The sequence below is a fragment of the Chryseobacterium sp. JV558 genome (assembly GCF_033712365.1).
GTDB lineage: Bacteria > Bacteroidota > Bacteroidia > Flavobacteriales > Weeksellaceae > Chryseobacterium.
Genome location: NZ_WJHU01000001.1, coordinates 1,072,138 through 1,090,494 on the forward strand (window position 1 = coordinate 1,072,138; position 18,357 = coordinate 1,090,494).

General features: G+C 35.9%; 17 protein-coding genes. 12 read left to right on the forward strand and 5 right to left on the reverse strand.

Features of this window, described 5'->3' with window-relative positions:
* Positions 1-226: 226 nt before the first annotated feature.
* The 3 genes from GFU89_RS05000 to GFU89_RS05010 form a co-directional block, all read right to left on the reverse strand.
* Complete coding sequence (locus GFU89_RS05000) at positions 227-1,825, reverse strand: 2-oxo acid dehydrogenase subunit E2 (RefSeq protein WP_318846106.1); 1,599 nt, start codon at positions 1,823-1,825, stop codon at positions 227-229.
* 86 nt (positions 1,826-1,911) lie between these two features.
* A complete protein-coding gene (gene pdhA, locus GFU89_RS05005; protein ID WP_318846107.1) occupies positions 1,912-2,913 on the reverse strand; it encodes a pyruvate dehydrogenase (acetyl-transferring) E1 component subunit alpha in 1,002 nt (333 codons plus the stop codon).
* Positions 2,914-3,230: 317 nt separating this feature from the next.
* Positions 3,231-3,662 (reverse strand): NIPSNAP family protein, encoded by a 432-nt coding sequence (locus GFU89_RS05010; RefSeq protein WP_318846108.1) that lies wholly within the window; start codon positions 3,660-3,662, stop codon positions 3,231-3,233.
* Between the two features lie 203 nt (positions 3,663-3,865).
* Between GFU89_RS05010 and GFU89_RS05015 the strand changes: the two genes are divergently transcribed.
* Genes GFU89_RS05015 through GFU89_RS05025 form a run of 3 tightly spaced genes read left to right on the forward strand, consistent with a single transcriptional unit; the run spans position 3,866 to position 6,786 of the window.
* Positions 3,866-4,468 carry a phosphatase PAP2 family protein gene (locus tag GFU89_RS05015; RefSeq protein ID WP_318846109.1) on the forward strand — a complete coding sequence of 201 codons (603 nt, stop codon included), beginning with the start codon at positions 3,866-3,868 and terminating at the stop codon, positions 4,466-4,468.
* 8 nt (positions 4,469-4,476) lie between these two features.
* Complete coding sequence (locus GFU89_RS05020) at positions 4,477-4,974, forward strand: BlaI/MecI/CopY family transcriptional regulator (protein WP_318846110.1); 498 nt, start codon at positions 4,477-4,479, stop codon at positions 4,972-4,974.
* 24 nt (positions 4,975-4,998) lie between these two features.
* Positions 4,999-6,786 (forward strand): DUF4153 domain-containing protein, encoded by a 1,788-nt coding sequence (locus GFU89_RS05025; RefSeq protein ID WP_318846111.1) that lies wholly within the window; start codon positions 4,999-5,001, stop codon positions 6,784-6,786.
* A 54-nt stretch (positions 6,787-6,840) separates the two neighbouring features.
* Here GFU89_RS05025 and GFU89_RS05030 read toward each other — a convergent pair whose 3' ends face one another.
* A complete protein-coding gene (locus GFU89_RS05030) occupies positions 6,841-7,584 on the reverse strand; it encodes a hypothetical protein (RefSeq protein WP_318846112.1) in 744 nt (247 codons plus the stop codon).
* 138 nt (positions 7,585-7,722) lie between these two features.
* Positions 7,723-8,088, reverse strand: a complete 366-nt coding sequence (locus tag GFU89_RS05035) for an RNA recognition motif domain-containing protein (protein ID WP_047384580.1) — start codon at positions 8,086-8,088, stop codon at positions 7,723-7,725.
* A gap of 365 nt (positions 8,089-8,453) precedes the next feature.
* On the opposite strand from GFU89_RS05035, the gene GFU89_RS05040 reads away from it, so the two are divergent.
* From GFU89_RS05040 to GFU89_RS05080, 9 genes are all read left to right on the forward strand, one after another.
* A complete protein-coding gene (locus GFU89_RS05040) occupies positions 8,454-8,867 on the forward strand; it encodes a DUF6157 family protein (protein ID WP_318846113.1) in 414 nt (137 codons plus the stop codon).
* A gap of 96 nt (positions 8,868-8,963) precedes the next feature.
* Positions 8,964-9,359 (forward strand): acyl-CoA thioesterase, encoded by a 396-nt coding sequence (locus tag GFU89_RS05045; RefSeq protein ID WP_318846114.1) that lies wholly within the window; start codon positions 8,964-8,966, stop codon positions 9,357-9,359.
* Positions 9,356-9,916 carry an AraC family transcriptional regulator gene (locus GFU89_RS05050; protein ID WP_318846115.1) on the forward strand — a complete coding sequence of 187 codons (561 nt, stop codon included), beginning with the start codon at positions 9,356-9,358 and terminating at the stop codon, positions 9,914-9,916. The genes GFU89_RS05045 and GFU89_RS05050 overlap by 4 nt, the downstream gene beginning before the upstream one ends.
* 205 nt (positions 9,917-10,121) lie before the next feature.
* Complete coding sequence (locus GFU89_RS05055) at positions 10,122-12,986, forward strand: heavy metal translocating P-type ATPase (RefSeq protein WP_318846116.1); 2,865 nt, start codon at positions 10,122-10,124, stop codon at positions 12,984-12,986.
* Between the two features lie 4 nt (positions 12,987-12,990).
* Positions 12,991-13,722, forward strand: coding sequence for a DUF72 domain-containing protein (locus GFU89_RS05060; RefSeq protein WP_318846117.1), 732 nt, complete (start codon positions 12,991-12,993; stop codon positions 13,720-13,722).
* Between the two features lie 292 nt (positions 13,723-14,014).
* Entirely contained in the window at positions 14,015-14,881 is an 867-nt protein-coding gene (locus GFU89_RS05065; RefSeq protein ID WP_318846118.1) for a polysaccharide deacetylase family protein, read from the forward strand.
* A gap of 74 nt (positions 14,882-14,955) precedes the next feature.
* A complete protein-coding gene (locus tag GFU89_RS05070) occupies positions 14,956-15,615 on the forward strand; it encodes a YggS family pyridoxal phosphate-dependent enzyme (RefSeq protein WP_318846119.1) in 660 nt (219 codons plus the stop codon).
* Positions 15,616-15,671: 56 nt separating this feature from the next.
* Entirely contained in the window at positions 15,672-16,856 is a 1,185-nt protein-coding gene (locus tag GFU89_RS05075) for a sigma-54 dependent transcriptional regulator (protein WP_318846120.1), read from the forward strand.
* Between the two features lie 102 nt (positions 16,857-16,958).
* Positions 16,959-18,320: an MATE family efflux transporter gene (locus GFU89_RS05080; protein WP_318846121.1), complete on the forward strand. Its 1,362-nt coding sequence runs from the start codon at positions 16,959-16,961 to the stop codon at positions 18,318-18,320.
* The last annotated feature ends 37 nt before the right edge of the window (positions 18,321-18,357 follow it).

Here is an 18,357-nt window from a genome sequence, read left to right on the forward strand (position 1 = left end):
AAAATCTTCAAATAATTCCGAAGGCATATTATATTTAATTGATTTTCTAAAATTTATTCTTGTTGATTATGAGAATCAGATATTGGTAGTATAAAATTCAATCTCCTAGTTTTTACATTTATTTTACACCTATAAAGTTTGTGAAATATTATGGCGTTATCCAGCTATTGACAAAAACAAAAAAACCTCCCAATTTGGGAGGTTTCAATATTCTTAATTCAGAAAATTACAGTAACAATGTTAATGGACTTTCTAAATAGGTTCTTAATGTCTGTAGGAATTGAGCACCAGTAGCACCGTCTACCACTCTGTGGTCACATGCCAATGAAAGTTTCATGGTGTTTCCAACTACGATCTGACCATCTTTAACGATAGGTTTCTCGATAATGGCTCCTACTGAAAGGATAGCAGAGTTTGGCTGGTTAATGATACTTGTAAATGTTTCGATTCCGAACATTCCTAAGTTGGAAATAGAGAATGTAGATCCTTCCATTTCGTTAGCTTTAAGACCTTTGCTCTTAGCTCTTGATGCCATATCTTTTACGGATGCAGAAATCTGAGTATACGTCATCTGATCTGTATTTTTCAATACAGGAACTACCAATCCGTCAGGAATAGCTACTGCTACACCAATATTAATATTTCCTCTGTGGATGATCTTATCTCCTGCCCAGCTTGAATTCACCTGAGGGTGTTTTCTTAAAGCAATTGCAGTAGCTTTAATGATCATATCATTGAAAGAGATCTTAGTATCAGGTAAAGAATTGATTTCTTTTCTCGCTTCAATTGCTTTATCCATGTTAATCTCAACCATCAGATAATAGTGAGGTGCAGAGAATTTACTTTCAGCAAGACGTTTTGCAATAATATTTCTTACCTGTGAGTTTGGAGTCTCTGTATCTTCACCCTGAACGAAATTTACTGCAACCGGAGCAGCAACACTTACTGTTGGAGCCGAAGCAGCTGGTTTCGCAGCTGGCTGATAGTTTTCAATATCTTTTTTAACGATTCTTCCGTTTTCACCAGATCCCTGAACACTGTGGATATCAACTCCTTTATCCTGAGCCATTTTCTTAGCCAGTGGAGAGATTGCTACTCTGTCAGAAGATGAAGAATCTACAGCAGGAGCCGCTTTTTCTTCTGTTTTAATTTCTGCTTTTTGTTCAGCTGGTTTTTCTGTTGATGAAGCAGCTGCTTTTGGAGCTCCTACAGCTGAAACATCTGTTCCTGCAGGGCCAATGATTGCTAATACTGAATCTACCGGAGCAGCACCACCTTCTTCTACCCCTTGCTTCAATAATACTCCATTGAATTCAGATTCGAAATCCTGTACCGCTTTATCTGTTTCGATCTCAGCAAGAAGATCTCCTTCTTTTACTGTATCGCCTACATTTTTGTGCCATTTAGCGACTTTACCTTCTGTCATAGTATCAGAAAGTCTTGGCATTGTAATAACTTCTACTCCAGCCGGAACTTCTGTTGCAGCAGGTGCAGCAGTTTCTGCTTTAGGTTGTTCTTCTGATTTTTTTTCTTCAGTTCCTGCAGCGGGAGCAGGAGCTCCACCTGTCAATCCTGAAATATCTTCTCCTTCATTCCCGATAATAGCCAAAACAGAGTCTACAGCAGCAGCACCTCCTTCTTCTACGCCAACGTATAAAAGGGTCCCTTCTATTTCAGATTCGAAATCCTGTACCGCTTTGTCAGTTTCAATTTCGGCTAAAATATCTCCTTCTTTTACTTTATCTCCTACTTTTTTATGCCATTTTGCCACTTTACCTTCCGTCATAGTGTCGGATAGGCGGGGCATCGTAATTACTTCTGCCATAATTTTCTAATATGATAATTTGTTAATGTGATGATGAGAGAATTAAAAAATCTAATTCATTTTCAAATTCTCAAATTATCTAATTATTAATTTTCTAATTTGTCTAGGAATGGATAGTTTTCCTGAGCATATACATACTCATAGATCTTTTCTACTTCTGGATATGGAGAATTTTCCATAAATTCGATACACTCGTCAACAAAGTCTCTTGACTTATTGTCTGTAACTTCCAAGTCTGCTTCCGTAGCCCATCCGTTTTCTAAAATTCTGTGTTTTACAAGCTCGATTGGGTCATCGTTTTTATGAATAGCCACTTCTTCTTTAGATCTGTATGGCTCAGCATCAGACATAGAGTGTCCTCTGTAACGGTATGTTCTTGCTTCAATGAATGTAGGTCCGTCTCCTCTTCTTGCTCTTTCAATAGCCTCATAAGCAGCTTCAGCTACTTTTTCAGGATCCATTGCATCTACAGCAAGACAAGGCATTTCGTATCCTAATCCTAATTTATAGATATCTTCGTGGTTGGCAGTTCTTTTTACAGAAGTTCCCATTGCATATTGGTTGTTTTCTACCACAAATACTACAGGAAGTTTCCAGTTCATTGCCATGTTGAATGTCTCATGTAAAGAACCTTGTCTTGCAGCTCCGTCTCCGAAGAAACAAATGTTCACTGCTTTTCTGTCAAAATATTTATCTGCAAAAGCAATACCTGCTCCCAAAGGAATTTGTCCTCCAACGATACCGTGTCCTCCATAAAAACGGTGTTCTTTGCTGAAAATGTGCATAGATCCACCCATACCTCCGGATGTTCCTGTAGCTTTACCGCAAAGTTCAGCCATGATTCTTTTAGGATCTACTCCCATCGCCATTGGATGGATGTGGCATCTGTAAGCAGTAATCATACTATCCTTTGTCAAATCCATTGCGTGCGTGAATCCTGCAGGGATAGCTTCCTGACCGTTATACAAATGTAAAAATCCTCTGATCTTTTGTTTTAGGTAAAGAGAACGGCATTTGTCTTCAAACCTTCTCCACATTGTCATATCTTCATACCACTTCAGGTATACCTCTTTAGAAAATTCTTTCATGTGTTAGCTCTTGCTTTTTTATGATGAAATAGTTGAGCAAAATTATGAAAAAAACTTTGTTTTTATTCTATACATAGATAACTTTTCGCTTTTTCTGTAAAATCTATTTGCAGGCCGAATGGATTATTCTTAATTTTCGACCCGGGGAAAGACTTATAAAGCCACGTTTTATCCGTTCATTTCTTACCACGATATATAAAAAAACATCCTATTCATAAGGTTTTTCTGAAACAATCCATTAGTTGAGGATATCAGAATTCATTACTTTTTGTTCTCTTATTTCTTTCCTCTTTAATTATTGTTAATATATCTTTTGGTTATTTCAACAGCTTTTTTTCCGGGGAAAAATCTGTAAGCTTCAAGGTTCTGTCTTCAATTTCATTAACGAAATTGCCATATTGCTTTGCTGTCCTGGCTTTAATTTCCTTCCATTCTTTATCTGCCATAAATCCTTCCCATGCAGTTTTCATAGCAGCTTCATCCTTCCACTCAAGCAGGTAAACAAATTCTACTTTGTCCCTGAACTCTGATTCCCATATCGATACAATAGTAAAACCATATTTCTTCATTATTCTGAGTGCATGGTCTCGAAAACGATCCAGAAAAACCTGTTTATTCTCTTTGGGAACTTCATAAATCCTTAACTGATGTACAGGAACTGGCAGCCCAGAAGTATTCCCCTGAGAAAGCTTTTGTCCGAAAGTAAAATAACTTGCGATTATTAATAGGAATGTGAATAGATGTTTCATTATAAAATAAGATTAAAACTGATGAATTAAAGGTATACATTTTCGGCAAAATTTAATATTAATTTAAAATGACTGAGAAAGATCTCATTTCACCAAAAGCAACTGATACTGAATTGTTTTTACATGAAACGCTCTCTTTCACACCTCTGTTTTCCGTTTGTTTTTTGAGGTTATAATGGTATATTTGGTTTTTAAACTTGATTATGGAAGAAAAGCAGTCTTCATTATTACACAAAATTTCAAAAGTCATCTCTGATTTTTTCAATCCTCTGGTCTCTCTGATCCTATTTTTTATCTATATGAGCATCCGGGAATATACCCTTAAAGATTCTATGATGTACTTCATTCCTATATTAGCAATGATTATTATTCCGGTTGTCATTTGGCTGGTATGGAATGTGAAAACAGGAAGATATACCAATATGGACGTATCCAACCGGGTTCAAAGAAAAACGCTGTATATATTTATTGCAGCCTGTGTGATTGCCTATCTTCTTTTCAATTACATCAGAAACGGATCTGTTGATCTTGTCATGCTGTTTATTTTAATTCTTCTTTTTGCTTTACAGATCAGCAATCTTTTCATCAAAAGTTCAATGCATACTGCATTCAATATATTTGTAGCTGCTTTATTCTTTAGCCTTGACTGGAAAATGGGTCTGCTATGGCTGGGAATTGCCGCTTTAGTAGGAATTACCCGTGTTATTTTAAAAAGACATACGGTAAAAGAAGTATTTATGGGGGCTGGAATAGCTTTTATGGTATCTTTTATCTATCTTTATTGCAATATTCAATTTCAACATTAGAATACTCTATGAAAATAAATCATCTTACTGCCGCAGAAGAAAACTTTATGAAGCTGTTTTGGAAAATGGAATCTTTCTATCTGAAGGACGTTATGGAGCAGCATCCGGAACCGAAACCACACCAGAATACGGTTTCCACTTATTTGAAAATATTGGTTGAGAAAGGCTATCTATCCACTGTAAAAGAAGGAAGAATCTTCAAATATACTGTACTTGTTCCTTTGGATGGATATAAAAAATTCCTTTTGAAAGAACTTTCACATAACTTTTTTAATAATTCTGGGAAGGAGATTCTGGAACTTTTATTAAGTGAAAAATTAATTTCACAGGAAGATATGAAAGGTCATTTTGATCTTAAAATCGAAATAAAACCAGCAAAAATTGAAGAACCTAAGTTTGAATTTGCTGAAGAAATCTTAAGTCCTAAAAAAGAAAAGAAAACCAAAGGAAAAGAGAAGGAGAAGGAGAAAGACAAGGACAAAAAGAAAAAGAAGAAAAAAGATTAATCTTACCCTCAAAAACACCAAATCATGAAAACAAAATTCCAGGAAACTTTAAGCCGGGCCGGCGAAGTCATTTTCCGTTATCCGATTGTTTTAGCAGTAGCTTTATTAGCTGCAATTGGCGCTATCTGCATTGCTGAAACAGAGCTTAATGAAGTTACAGCATATATTAAGTTTACCATTTGTGCCTGTCTCGGGATTTCACTGATGTTTGCCCTGAAAATGGTATCACAGAGAATCGGGAAAGAATTACTCTTACACCTCTGTGGAGTTGCTTTCCTTATTGGATTCTATTGTATTCTGCCCGATAAAAAGAATAATTTCACAGAGATCTATGTTTATATCATTGCAGTTACAGCACTTCTCTCCCACTTACTGGTTTCTTTTATTCCGTTTCTTGAGAAAGACAAGGAACTCAGGTTCTGGCAGTACAACAAAAATCTTTTTGTCAATTTTTTCCTGACTGTTGTATTTACTGGGGTCTTAACTGGTGGCGTTGAATTGGCTATTTTAGCCGTTGATAAACTTTTTGATTTTCATTTTCATCACAGAATTTATACCGATACATTTTTTGTTCTGGCTATTTTCGGAAGTAGTTTTATTTTCCTTTTATTCAGTGATAAAGGTTTAAATAATCTTGAAAAAGATGGAACATATCCTGTTGTTTTAAAGTTCTTCACTCAATTTATCTTAATCCCGCTGCTTCTTATTTATGTAGCAATTCTTTATTTTTACTCTTTTAAAATCCTGATCAACTGGCAGCTTCCAAGAGGCTGGGTTTCGTACCTTGTTTTAGCCTACAGTATTGTTGGGATTCTGGCGTTATTACTGGTACATCCATTAAAAGAGGAAAATGCAAAATCATGGGTTAAAATTTTTTCAAAGGCATTCTATTACACCATTGTTCCTTTAATCATCCTTCTTTTCACAGCTATTTTTACAAGAATTCTGGAGTATGGCTACACAGAACCAAGATACTTTGTTTTTCTACTCGCGCTTTGGCTGTTAAGTATTGTTATCTATTTTATTTTCAGCAGAAAGGCTACGATAAAGTTTATTCCGGTCAGTTTATTTTTGTTTGGAGCTTTTGCCTTAATCTTTCCTTATTTCAATGCTTTCAGTGTTGCCAAGAGAAGTCAGAAGGCAGAACTGATGAAGATTTTAAATCAAAATCAGTTAATCAGTGCCGGTAAAATTAATTTCAATAAAAAAGTTACCGATACAGTCCGTAATGAAATTGCTGATAAATTTGAATTTCTTGCAGAAAGAAAACAAGGTGATTTTTTATCAAATTTCCTGAACCCAAAAGATCAGGCTGAATTATCAGACAATATTGAAAAAGGTTCATTTTACAGTGTCAATTATACGATTCAAGATAAATTTTCAAATGTAAATATCACCGTAAAGAACAGACCTTACGACCTGAATAGAATAGTTCTTGTACCTGAAAAACAAAGCATAGGAATCCAAAATTATCAATATTTACTTTCATTCCATCGTTACAGCAATGATCCACAGAAACTGAATGAAGACCAGTTTCAACTTACAGATCAGCTGACTGACAAATTCTCATTGATATTAAAATTAAATTCTAAGGAAGAAGTAGATTTCGGACCGCAAATCATTCAATTATTTGAAGAAAATAAAAACAAAAAAGGAACTGTAAAAGTTCCTGAAATAACAATGGAATCCGATTTGGGCAAATACCATGTTAAACTTATTTTCAGTGAGATTACAAAAGAAAAATATTCCGACAATGCAGTCGCCAGCATCTATTATGAGAATGTTTATATTCTGATAAGATTAAAACAATAAATTACAAAAAAAGACTGCCCAAAGGACAGTCTTTTTTATTGTATATATGCATTTTTATCTCTGAGTTCCTGAGCTCCAAATTGGAGAATAATCTCCATAGATCACAAGATTCCCATCATTTTGTACCGTAAGTTTTACAGCTCCTTTTCTGTCAGTATTTGAACTCCATACCGCTCTATTATAAGAATCATATACAACCAGGTTTCCATCCCCTTGAAATTCAGCTCTGCCACCTTTGTTATCTGTTGCAGTAGCCCAGATCGGATTACCGTTTCTGTTAGCCAAAACCAGGTTACCATCATCCTGGAAAACTAAATAATAATTACGGTCAGAAGAATAAAGCTTCACATCTTTACGGAATTTATGGCCGGTTCTTACATAATCATTGCCACGCCCATTATTGTTATTATCCTTTGAACCTCCCTGAGAAGCCCATAAAGGGTTAGACCCATTGTAAATAACAAGATTACCATCATCCTGAACGGATAACTTATCTGCTCCTTTACCATAAGTGTTTGAACTAAAAGCAACACCATTCCCTCTTGTGTATACTACAAGATTACCATCTTCCTGAAAAATAGCTCTTACCCCTCTGTTTGTAGTTTTTGATTCCCATGCAGGAGCGCCGGATTTGCTATAATAAACAAGGTTTCCATCGTTCTGAAAGATCAGATAATATCTTCCGTTATCTGCCCAGTACTTTCTGTCCTGCTTTATCGCCTGGCCCGCATAGATGCTTTGTGCATTGATTAATAATCCGCCAAACACCATCATTAATGCTAATAAATGTTTTTTCATTATAATTACTTTTTGATTGATTGATAATTTTCTAAAATTATGCCAAAACATCATAATATTTCAATACAAACTCTAATCAAATGATTTACTGGAAATTAAATTGCATAAAAAAAGCGGCTAAAAGCCGCTTCATATTTTTTACCAACGATTTCCGCCGCCTCCGCCACGGTTGTTGTTACCACCACCATAGCCACCGCCACGGTTGTTGTTACCACCACCATAACCTCCGCCACGGTTGTTGTCGAAGCTTCTTCTTGGTTTTTCTTCTCTAGGCTTAGCCTCAGATACGTTTAGAGCTTTTCCATTGAATTCTTTTTGATTAAGAGCTTCAATAGCCTGCTGTCCTTCTTCATCACCCATCTCTACGAAACCGAAACCTCTAGAACGACCAGTTTCTCTGTCTGTAACGATTTTAGCTGATGATACATCACCAAATTCTGCGAATAGATCGTGCAACTCATACTCTTTAGTTGCGTAATTGATGTTTGAAACAAAAATGTTCATTTTGAATAAATTATAAAAATTAATAAAAATTTGGTATATAAAAGAAAAACAACATAAATTAATGAACAAATATTGATTCCAAATATAAACGTATGCAAGATACAATTAAAAACTTCAAATCAAAGCTTTTTTTTAATATTTCTCACATTATGTTGAGTCTAATAAAATAAAAACCACCAAAAACAACACAAACAAACTGACTGTCAATACTTTAAATACGAAAATCAACTATTATAAAATTAGTTAAATTTTCAAAATAAAAATTAACTAAAGTATCTATACGCTTGAAATACATACGATAGTATCCTATTTATAGGTCTCTTTACTATTTGAATTCAATAAAAATATCAATTAAAACCCAGAAAATGAAACAATACACCACCAATTACACCAATACCTTTATAGAAATAGCCGAAGATTGTCCCGTTTCCCAGGCTCAGATCCCTCCTGAGAAAAAAGAAAAAACAGTCGCCCATCTTCAATATGATAAACTTATAAACAACCCTTATCAATATTCATCAGATGACATTATTTTTGAGTGCTATGCCATTAAAAATGATATTTCAGAAAATGAAACACAGGAAGAAAGAGAAAAATTCTTTTCCACAGGCCAGGCCTGCCTTCGAGCTTCTCCACTAGCCAAAAGATATGGATTCGGAATTCATCATAATAAAGAAGAGAAAGTAGCCCTGGTTCCTATAGACAGCAAGGAATATCACGCGTTACTGAATGACATTTCTATTACAAAAACGAAAGCTATGCGCTCCAAAAGAAAATGATTGAGAAAATGAATCATTATTTTCAGATCAATAAATGCTATTCTGTTGAAAAAATCAGCTATTAACACTAAATTTGTACTACAAAATTATTAAAAGATGAACTACCATACCAGAAAATGGGTAAAACCCGAAGATTTAAATCCTAATCACTCTCTTTTCGGAGGAAGACTCTTGCAATGGATTGATGAAGAAGCTGCATTATATGCTATTATCCAGTTGGAAAATACAAAAGTGGTGACCAAATTTATCTCTGAAATTAATTTTGTCAGCTCTGCCAAACAGGGAGACATTATAGAAATAGGGATTGAAGCTTCTCATTTCGGATCCTCCTCTGTTACTTTAAGATGTGATGTACGAAATAAGATGACCCATCAAACCATTATTACTGTAGAAAAAATCGTAATGGTAAACCTGGATGAGGAAGGCAACCCTTCTCCCCATGGCAAAACTCAGATTGAATTCGTAAAAGACAGGTTAAACAGCAGCCTATGAAGATTTTCATAAAAAACATGGTCTGCAACAGGTGCATTGCGGCAGTGGAAAATATCTTCCGTAATGCAGGTGTAAAAACAAGTGCGGTCTTATTAGGTGAAGCTGAAACAGAAACCGAAGTTTCTCCTGAAAAGATGCAGGCCATAGAAAAAGAACTGCTTGATACAGGTTTTGAAAGAATTATGGATTCTGCTCATCAGATTGCCGAGAAAATCAAAAATCTGATCATTTTAAAGATTAGCGACCTTGATATTGCTGAAGACTTTCTGCTTTCAGAATTTTTAAGTTCAAAACTTAATAAGGATTACAGTGCCCTTTCAAAAACATTTTCACAAAACGAAAATATCACATTAGAACAGTTCTTTATTCTTCAGAAAATTGAAAAGGTAAAAGAACTTCTTCTTTATAATGAATTCAATCTTACTGAAATTGCAGGAAAGCTGGGCTATAAAAGCGTTCAGCATCTCTCTTCCCAATTCCGGAATACTACTGGGTTTACTCCCACTGAATTCAAAAAACTTAAAGAACACAACCGTAAAGCGCTTGATAATCTATAAGTATGAGCGTTTGATAGTATGGGGTGAAAGAGTTAACTATTCCTAATTTCACTTACAACCCCTCATACTCTCAAACGCTTGCACTCTCACACCCTACAATTCTCCCACTTCTTAAATCTCCAACCTAATTTTATAACTAATATCCTTAAATTTATAACAACCTTAATGTTCCTTTTTGGAAATTTGTATTATAATTTTAAGAATCATGGAACAACAGTATAAAATACTCGGAATGACCTGTTCTGGCTGTCAGAAAAAGATTTCTAACCAACTGAACAATATTGAAGGTGTGCAAGCCGATGTTAATCTGGAAAACAATACCGCAACCATTACTTCCGATCATGAAGTAAAACTTTCAGTTTTAAATGAGGCTTTGGCAGAAATAGGAAAATACAGACTTGAAGATCCGAATAGTCCTGAGAAAGCTTTTGTAAAACCTCAGGACCGCGTATCTCCGTCTTCAGTATACTATTGTCCAATGGAATGCGAAGGAGATAAAGTATATTTCAAACAAGGTGAAAGATGTCCTGTATGCAAAATGTATCTGGTACCCATTGAAGAAAAACTAGCTAAAGATCCTAATCATAAGCCAACTTATTCTGTAACCAACCTTCCCGAAAACTTTAAAAACAGTATTGGAAAACACTATTGCCCTATGTTTTGTGAAGGGGATAAAGTATATGATGAAAAGGGAGACTGTCCGGTTTGCTACATGCATTTAGAGCCTATCACTGAAGAACTCGTTCAAAAAGGAAGTTCACACCAGCATCATTCTCACGCCCACGCTCACAATCATCATGATCATCACAGCCATAATCACGAAGCTCCTAAAGTAACTGATGAGATGGCAGGCAGATACTACTGCCCTATGTATTGTGAAGGAGATAAAACCTATGATTCCAATGTAGGATGCCCTGTCTGCGGGATGGATCTTGTGAAATATCCGGAAAAGAAAACAGCAAAATATACCTGTCCTATGCACCCGGAAATCATTCGTGATGAACCAGGAAGCTGCCCGATCTGCGGAATGGATCTCGTAAGAATGCCAGACAGCGGTGACGATGAAGAAGATGAAACATACAATATATTAAAAAGGAAGTTCATTACCTCATTAGCATTCACCATTCCTGTTTTCATTCTTTCAATGGGCGGAATGTTTATCAATTTTCCCTTTTCTCATCAGATTCAGGGATTTATTGAACTTGCTTTGACTCTTCCGGTCATGTTTTATTCCGGATGGTTCCTGCTGAAAAGAGGTTGGGTTTCTTTTAAAACATGGAATCTCAACATGTTCAGTCTTATCGTTTTGGGTGTGGCAGCTGCATTTATTTTCAGTATTGCAGCGTTAGTATTCCCGGATATTATTCCGCACGAAATTCGTGGACACAACCATGAAATTCCACTATATTTTGAGGCGGTCTGTGTAATTTTAACCCTTGTTATTTTAGGTCAGTTAATGGAAGCTGCCGCTCATAAAAAAACAGGAAATGCCATCAAAGAATTGATGAATCTTTCACCGGACGAGGCCAACCTCATTGTAAATGGTGAAGAAAAGAAAGTACTTCTGTCTCAGGTAAAAATAGGAGATTTATTAAAAGTAAAACCAGGTGAAAAAATTCCTGTGGACGGAAAAATTACAGAGGGAAATTCTATCGTAGACGAAAGTATGATTACCGGTGAACCTATTCCTGTTGAAAAGAGTGTAGATGATAAAGTATCTTCGGGAACGATAAATGGCAATCAGGTATTCATAATGAAGGCTGAAAAAGTAGGCGATGAAACTCTCCTTTCACAGATCATTAAAATGGTCAATGAAGCCAGCCGAAGCAAGGCTCCAATCCAGAAGCTTACTGATAAAGTTTCAAAAGTATTTGTTCCTGTAGTAATTCTTATTGCTGTACTTACTTTTATTCTGTGGCAGTTTTTCGGCCCGGAAGGAAAAAGAACTTTATTTGCATTCGTGAATGCTGTAGCAGTTTTAATTGTTGCATGTCCGTGTGCCCTGGGGCTGGCAACTCCTATGTCCTTAATGGTGGGAATCGGGAAAGGTGCTAAAAACGGAATCCTGATTAAAAACGCAGAAGCTCTTGAACAAATGAATAAAGTAAATGTTTTGATCACAGATAAAACAGGAACTTTAACGGAAGGAAAACCTTCAGTGGAACATATTGAAACCGTAACCGGAGATCAGAATCAGATTTTAAAACTGGCCTTTTCATTGAATCAGAACTCAGAACATCCACTTTCCAATGCTGTAATAAAAAGAGCAAAAGAAGAACATATAACTTCTGAAAAAGTAGATCAGTTTGAAAACATTTCAGGAAAAGGAGTAAAAGGAAATATTAATGGTAAAACGGCTTATTTAGGAAATGAAAACCTGTTAACCTCACATCAGATCATCATTCCGGAAAATTTAAAACAAAAAGCTGTGGAAGTACAGTCAAAGGCACATACCATCTCTTATATTGCACAGGATCAGCAGGTGCTTGGCTTCATCAGTTTTACGGATAAGATAAAGGAGAGCTCCAAAAAAGCAGTTAAACAGCTGATGAGCGAAGGAATTGATGTCATTATGATGACCGGAGACAATGAACATACAGCTAAAGCCGTAGCCGATGAATTAGGGATCAAACATTTCAAAGCCAATTGTCTTCCGGAAGATAAACTGAACGAAGTAAAAAGGCTGCAACAACAAGGTAAGATTGTCGCTATGACCGGAGACGGAATTAATGACTCTCCTGCCCTTGCCCAATCTAATGTAGGAATTGCCATGGGAACAGGAACAGATGTAGCCATTGAAAGCGCTGAGATTACTTTATTAAAAGGAGATATTCTTGGGGTTGCAAAAGCGAAATTACTAAGTGAAAAACTTCTCAAAAATATTAAAGAAAACCTGTTCTTTGCATTTATATATAATGTACTCGGAGTTCCGGTAGCGGCAGGATTATTGTATCCATTCTTTGGAATTCTATTATCACCAATGATTGCAGCAGCTGCTATGAGCGTCAGTTCTCTGTCTGTGATTCTGAATTCATTGAGACTAAACTCCGTGGATCTGGATATAAAATAACATCATGACAAAAGAAAATCTTTACATAGGGTGTTCAGGATTTTATAATAACGACTGGAAAGGGTCTTTATATCCTGAAGATGCCCCAAGTAAAGATTTTCTTTCTTTATATTCAAAAACATTCAACTCAGTAGAAATTAATTCTACTTTTTATAGAAAGCCCACATCAAAAACACTTTTGAAATGGTATGATGAAACTCCTGATTCTTTCAGATTTTTTATTAAAATTCCAAAAACTATTACCCATATCAACCGTCTTGAAAATTCGAAAGAAGACATTACAGCATTCTGCAGTCATATCCAAAGCCATCTGAAGGACAAACTCTCCGGATTTCTATACCAACTTCCTCCTTCCTTTACAAACACACCGGAAAATAGAGAACGTATCATCAGTTCTATTGATCATACATTTCTGAATGTCATTGAATTCCGGCACAACTCATGGTGGCAAAAAGAAGTTTTTGATCTTTTAAAAGATCTTAATATTGTTTTTTCAGGCGTAAGTTTTCCGGGTGATCTTCCTGAAGATTTGATTGTCAATCATCCAGCCATACTCTATTACAGACTTCACGGAAAACCTGTCCTTTACAAATCTGAATACAGCGAAAGTTTTTTGAATGAACTTGCCGGGAAGATTAAAAATTCTGAACAAACTTCTTTTATATTTTTCAATAACACCTGGGGAACTTCAGCTATTAAAAATTCACTGTACTTAAAAAGTATTTTAGAGAAATAAGGATCTTTTTATTCAGCACCTGGTTGTACTCAAAAATAATTCCCCATTATATGAGGAATATTGAAACCTTAACAAATATAGAAAACAACTATCGGTTTCGTATTTATAAATGTTAAAAAACAAAGAAAAAGAAATCATAACTTTACTATGCAGAAGTTAATTGAAATCTCCTTTAAAATAAAGTTCTTAAAATAAACTTAAAAAGGCGAAATACAGTAAAATATGGCATGTAATTTGTTAACTTTTAACTGTTATTTTTAACAATCTTTAACAATTTAAATCTATAACCTTTATGAGAAAAATTTTTGCGGGAAAGTCAAGAAATAAGACTTTTCTCGGGATGTTTGCATTGATGAGTGCAACTTCGGCTTTATTGTACAGCTGTAATTTCAAGAATGAAGTGAATAGTGACCCTCTTGTCAATTCACAGGAACATCCTTCCGCAGAAATAGTCCCCAAAATGGACGATGAAAGCGTAGACCCGGATAAAAGAGTGATCTACCTTACCTTCGATGACGGCCCCAACCAGGGAACCGAAAATCTTCTAAAAATCCTGGACAAAAGAAATGTTTGTGCAACTGCCTTTCTGGTAGGGAAACACGCCTATGGAAGCAAAAAACAGAAAGACGACCTGCTGCTTCTGAAGCAAAACCCTCTTATAGAACTGGCCAACCACAGCTTTAGCCATGCCCACAACAAATACACGGATTTTTATAAAAATGCTGAATCTGTAGTTCACGATTTTGATATCGCCAAAGACAGCCTGAAGCTTTCGGATAAAATAGCAAGAACTCCGGGAAGAAATATCTGGAGACTTAATAATATAAATGTAACTGACATCAAAAGTTCTACTGCAGCGGCTGATGGTCTTAAAAATGCAGGCTATAAAGTAATCGGATGGGATCTTGAATGGAGACCTTCCCAAAAAATGACTTTAAAAGGAAGCCATGAAGCGATGATCAAGAAAGTTGACAGTATTTTCTTTAACGACCTTGAAAAAACTTCAAGACACCTTGTTTTTCTTACTCATGATCAATATCTCAGAGATACAGATTCCATCAATGAGCTGGACCTGTTTATTGAAAAATTACAGAAGAGCAACAAGTTTGTTTTCAGAAAGATTTCTCAATATCCTAAGATCAATGAGGTTTTGAATTAATTTTTCTGTAATAGCTCCCCATAAAATGGGTTGATGTCTGGCAACTGTCAGCGAAATTTCGGAAATTTGCATCTATGAGTATTAAAGAAAATTATAAATCCATAAAAGACCAGCTGCCATCCAATGTTCAGCTGGTTGCTGTTTCTAAAACACATCCTGCTGCTGCGGTTCAGGAAGTATACGATCTGGGACAAAAAATTTTTGGAGAAAACAAGGTACAGGAACTGATGGAGAAACACCCTCTCCTTCCTCAGGATATCCAATGGCACCTTATCGGTCATTTACAGACCAATAAAGTAAAATATATTGCTCCTTTTATAGATACGATACAAAGTGTGGATTCTGAAAAATTATTAGCAGAAATCAACAAGGAATCAGCGAAAAACAACAGAATCATTAAGGTTCTGCTTCAGGTAAAAATTGCGGCTGAAGAAAGTAAATTCGGGCTTGAAATCTCAGAGGCAAAAGATCTGTTTCAGCAGTATATTGAAGGTCAATTCCCCAATATTGAAATTACCGGTTTAATGGGAATGGCAACATTTACGGATGATGAACAACAGGTCAGAAATGAATTTTTAATCCTGAGGGGGCTTTTTGATGAATTAAATCAATTAAAACCACTAAATACATTATCAATGGGAATGAGTGATGATTTCCCGGCAGCTATTGAGTGTGGTGCTAACTCTGTGAGAGTTGGATCTGCAATTTTTGGAAGAAGAGACTATTCAAAATAGAATATTTAGGTATGGTTTTTGCTAATAATTGAAACAAAAAATTTAAATTTGCAACTATGCAAAAAATCCTTATAGTAGAAGACGAAAAAGCAATCTCGGGAGTACTTCACAGTATTCTTTCGGATGAACTAACCGATTATGAATTTGTTATCGCTGAAGACGGCCTTGAAGGTTACAAGCAGGTAGAAAAAGAAGATTTCGCATTGGTGATTTCTGATATTAAGATGCCTAAACTTTCAGGAACTGAACTTTTGAAGCAAAGTCTCGCATTAAAACCAGAAACTACTTTTATCATGATCTCAGGCCACGCAGATATTGATTCTGCTGTTTCCTGTTTGAAAGAGGGTGCATACGATTTTATCTCCAAGCCTATTGATATCAACAGATTGATCACGAGTGTGAAAAATGCTTTGGTGAAGGAAACTCTGAAGAAAGAAAACAAAAATCTTCAGACTGAAAATAAAACCTTAAAAAGAAAAGTAAACAAAAAATACCAGATGATCGGTAATTCTCCTGCTCTTCAAAAGATTCAGGATATGATCGAAAAAGTAGCCGTTTCTGACGCCAGAGTTCTTATTACAGGACCTAACGGTGCCGGAAAAGAATTGGTAGCTCATGCAATCCACAATCAAAGTGAACGTGCAAGAGGACCTATGATAGAGGTAAACTGTGCTGCAATTCCGTCTGAGCTTATTGAGTCTGAACTTTTCGGACACGTAAAAGGATCTTTTACAGGAGCTATTAAAGATAAGCAGGGAAAATTTGAGCAGGCTAACGGTGGTACGATCTTCCTTGATGAGATTGGTGACATGAGTCTTATTGCTCAGGCTAAGGTATTGAGAGCTCTTCAGGAAAGCAAAGTTTCTCCTGTAGGAAGTGATAAAGAAATAAAAGTTGACGTAAGAGTAATTGCGGCAACCAATAAAAATATGCAGAAAGAAATTGAGGAAGGGAAATTCAGAGAAGACCTTTACCACAGACTTTCTGTTATTGAAATCTATGTTCCACCACTAGATGACAGGAAAGATGATATCAAATTGCTGGTTGAGCATTTCTCAGGTATGATTGCTGATGAACATGGTACTGCTATGAAAAAGTTTGATGATAAAGCTGTTGACGCTTTAAAAGCTCTTTCATGGACTGGAAATATCAGGGAATTAAGGAATGTTGTGGAAAGATTGATTATTCTTGGTGGAAACACTGTTTCTGAAGGTGACGTTGCAAGTTTTGTAAGGAAATAATAAAGCTATTATTTACAATATTATACAAATTTGCAGTGTACCCACACTGCAAATTTTTTTTGTCCCTATTTTAATTATAAACTATATGAATCTTAAAATATTATGAAATTTTTAAACAAAAACTATACGAAAGAATGCCTGACTTTGGCTCTGCCTGTGATGCTCACCCAGGTGGGGCAGGTTTCGGTAAACTTATTCGATAATATTATTGTCGGAAAACTTTTGGGTGCTGATGCATTGGCATCCGTATCATTGGGGAATGCTGTGTTTTTCTCAATATTTGTATTAGCCCTGGGCTTTTCATTTGCCATCCCGCCACTGGTTTCGGAAGCACATTCAAAGCAGGATCATGCTACCATCAATTCTGTTTTCAGTCACGGTTTTATCATCAATATGTCTGTTGGGGTGATCCTGATGGTTATTTTACTTTTGGGGATGCCTCTACTCTATCACACAGGGCAGCCGGCCAAGATTATCCCTGATACGGTAGGCTTTTTAAGTATAATGGTAATCAGTATGATCCCGTTTATGGCATTCCAGACGCTTCGTGAAGTTTCTGAAGGACTATCTTATACCATTGGAGTTACCAAAGCAACCATTATTGCGAATATCATCAATATTGCTTTAAACTATGTCTTCATCAAAGGACTTTGGGGAATCCCTGCAATGGGTGTACAGGGATCTGCTCTGGCAACTCTGATTTCCAGAATCTTCATGGTTGTTTTCCTTTATTTTGTGTTGGTGAAAGAAGAAAAAACAAGACGTTATATTAAAGATTTCTCTTTAAAAATTCAGGATTTCTCAAAGCAGATGTTTGATAAAATGGTGAAACTGGGATTACCTACCGCTTTACAGATGTTCTTTGAAGTAACCGCTTTCGCCGGAGCTGCATTTATCTGCGGACTGATTTCTGCTCATGATATTGCTTCTCACCAGATCGCCTTAAGTATGGCTTCATTTACCTTTAACTTATGTGTTGGGTTTAGTGTTGCCTCTACGGTAATGATCGGCAGAAAAGTGGGTGAACAGAATTTTGTGGAACTCAGAAAAGTAGGAATCAACAACCTAAAGATTGCCTTTATTTTCATGTGTATCTGTGGATTGGTATTTATTTTAGGAAGAAATATACTTCCAACTTTCTTCACGAAAAAAGAAGAAGTAGAAGTAATTACCCTGGCATCAAAACTAATGATTATTGCAGCACTATTCCAGCTTTCTGATGGAATTCAGGTGACTGCTTTAGGAATGCTGAGAGGGTTGCAGGATGTAAAAATTCCATCTATTTATACTTTTATCGCTTATTGGGTGATTACCATTCCTTTGGGATATTTCTTCTGTGTTACCCTGGAAATGGGAGCATTCGGAATGTGGATTGCGCTCGGATTAGGATTAACAGTTTCTGCTGTTTTCCTGGTGAAACGATTCCTGAATATGTCTGCGAAAAGAATTAAGCAGAATTCATAAACATAAAATATAAGTAAATATTGACGCAGAGTTTTTG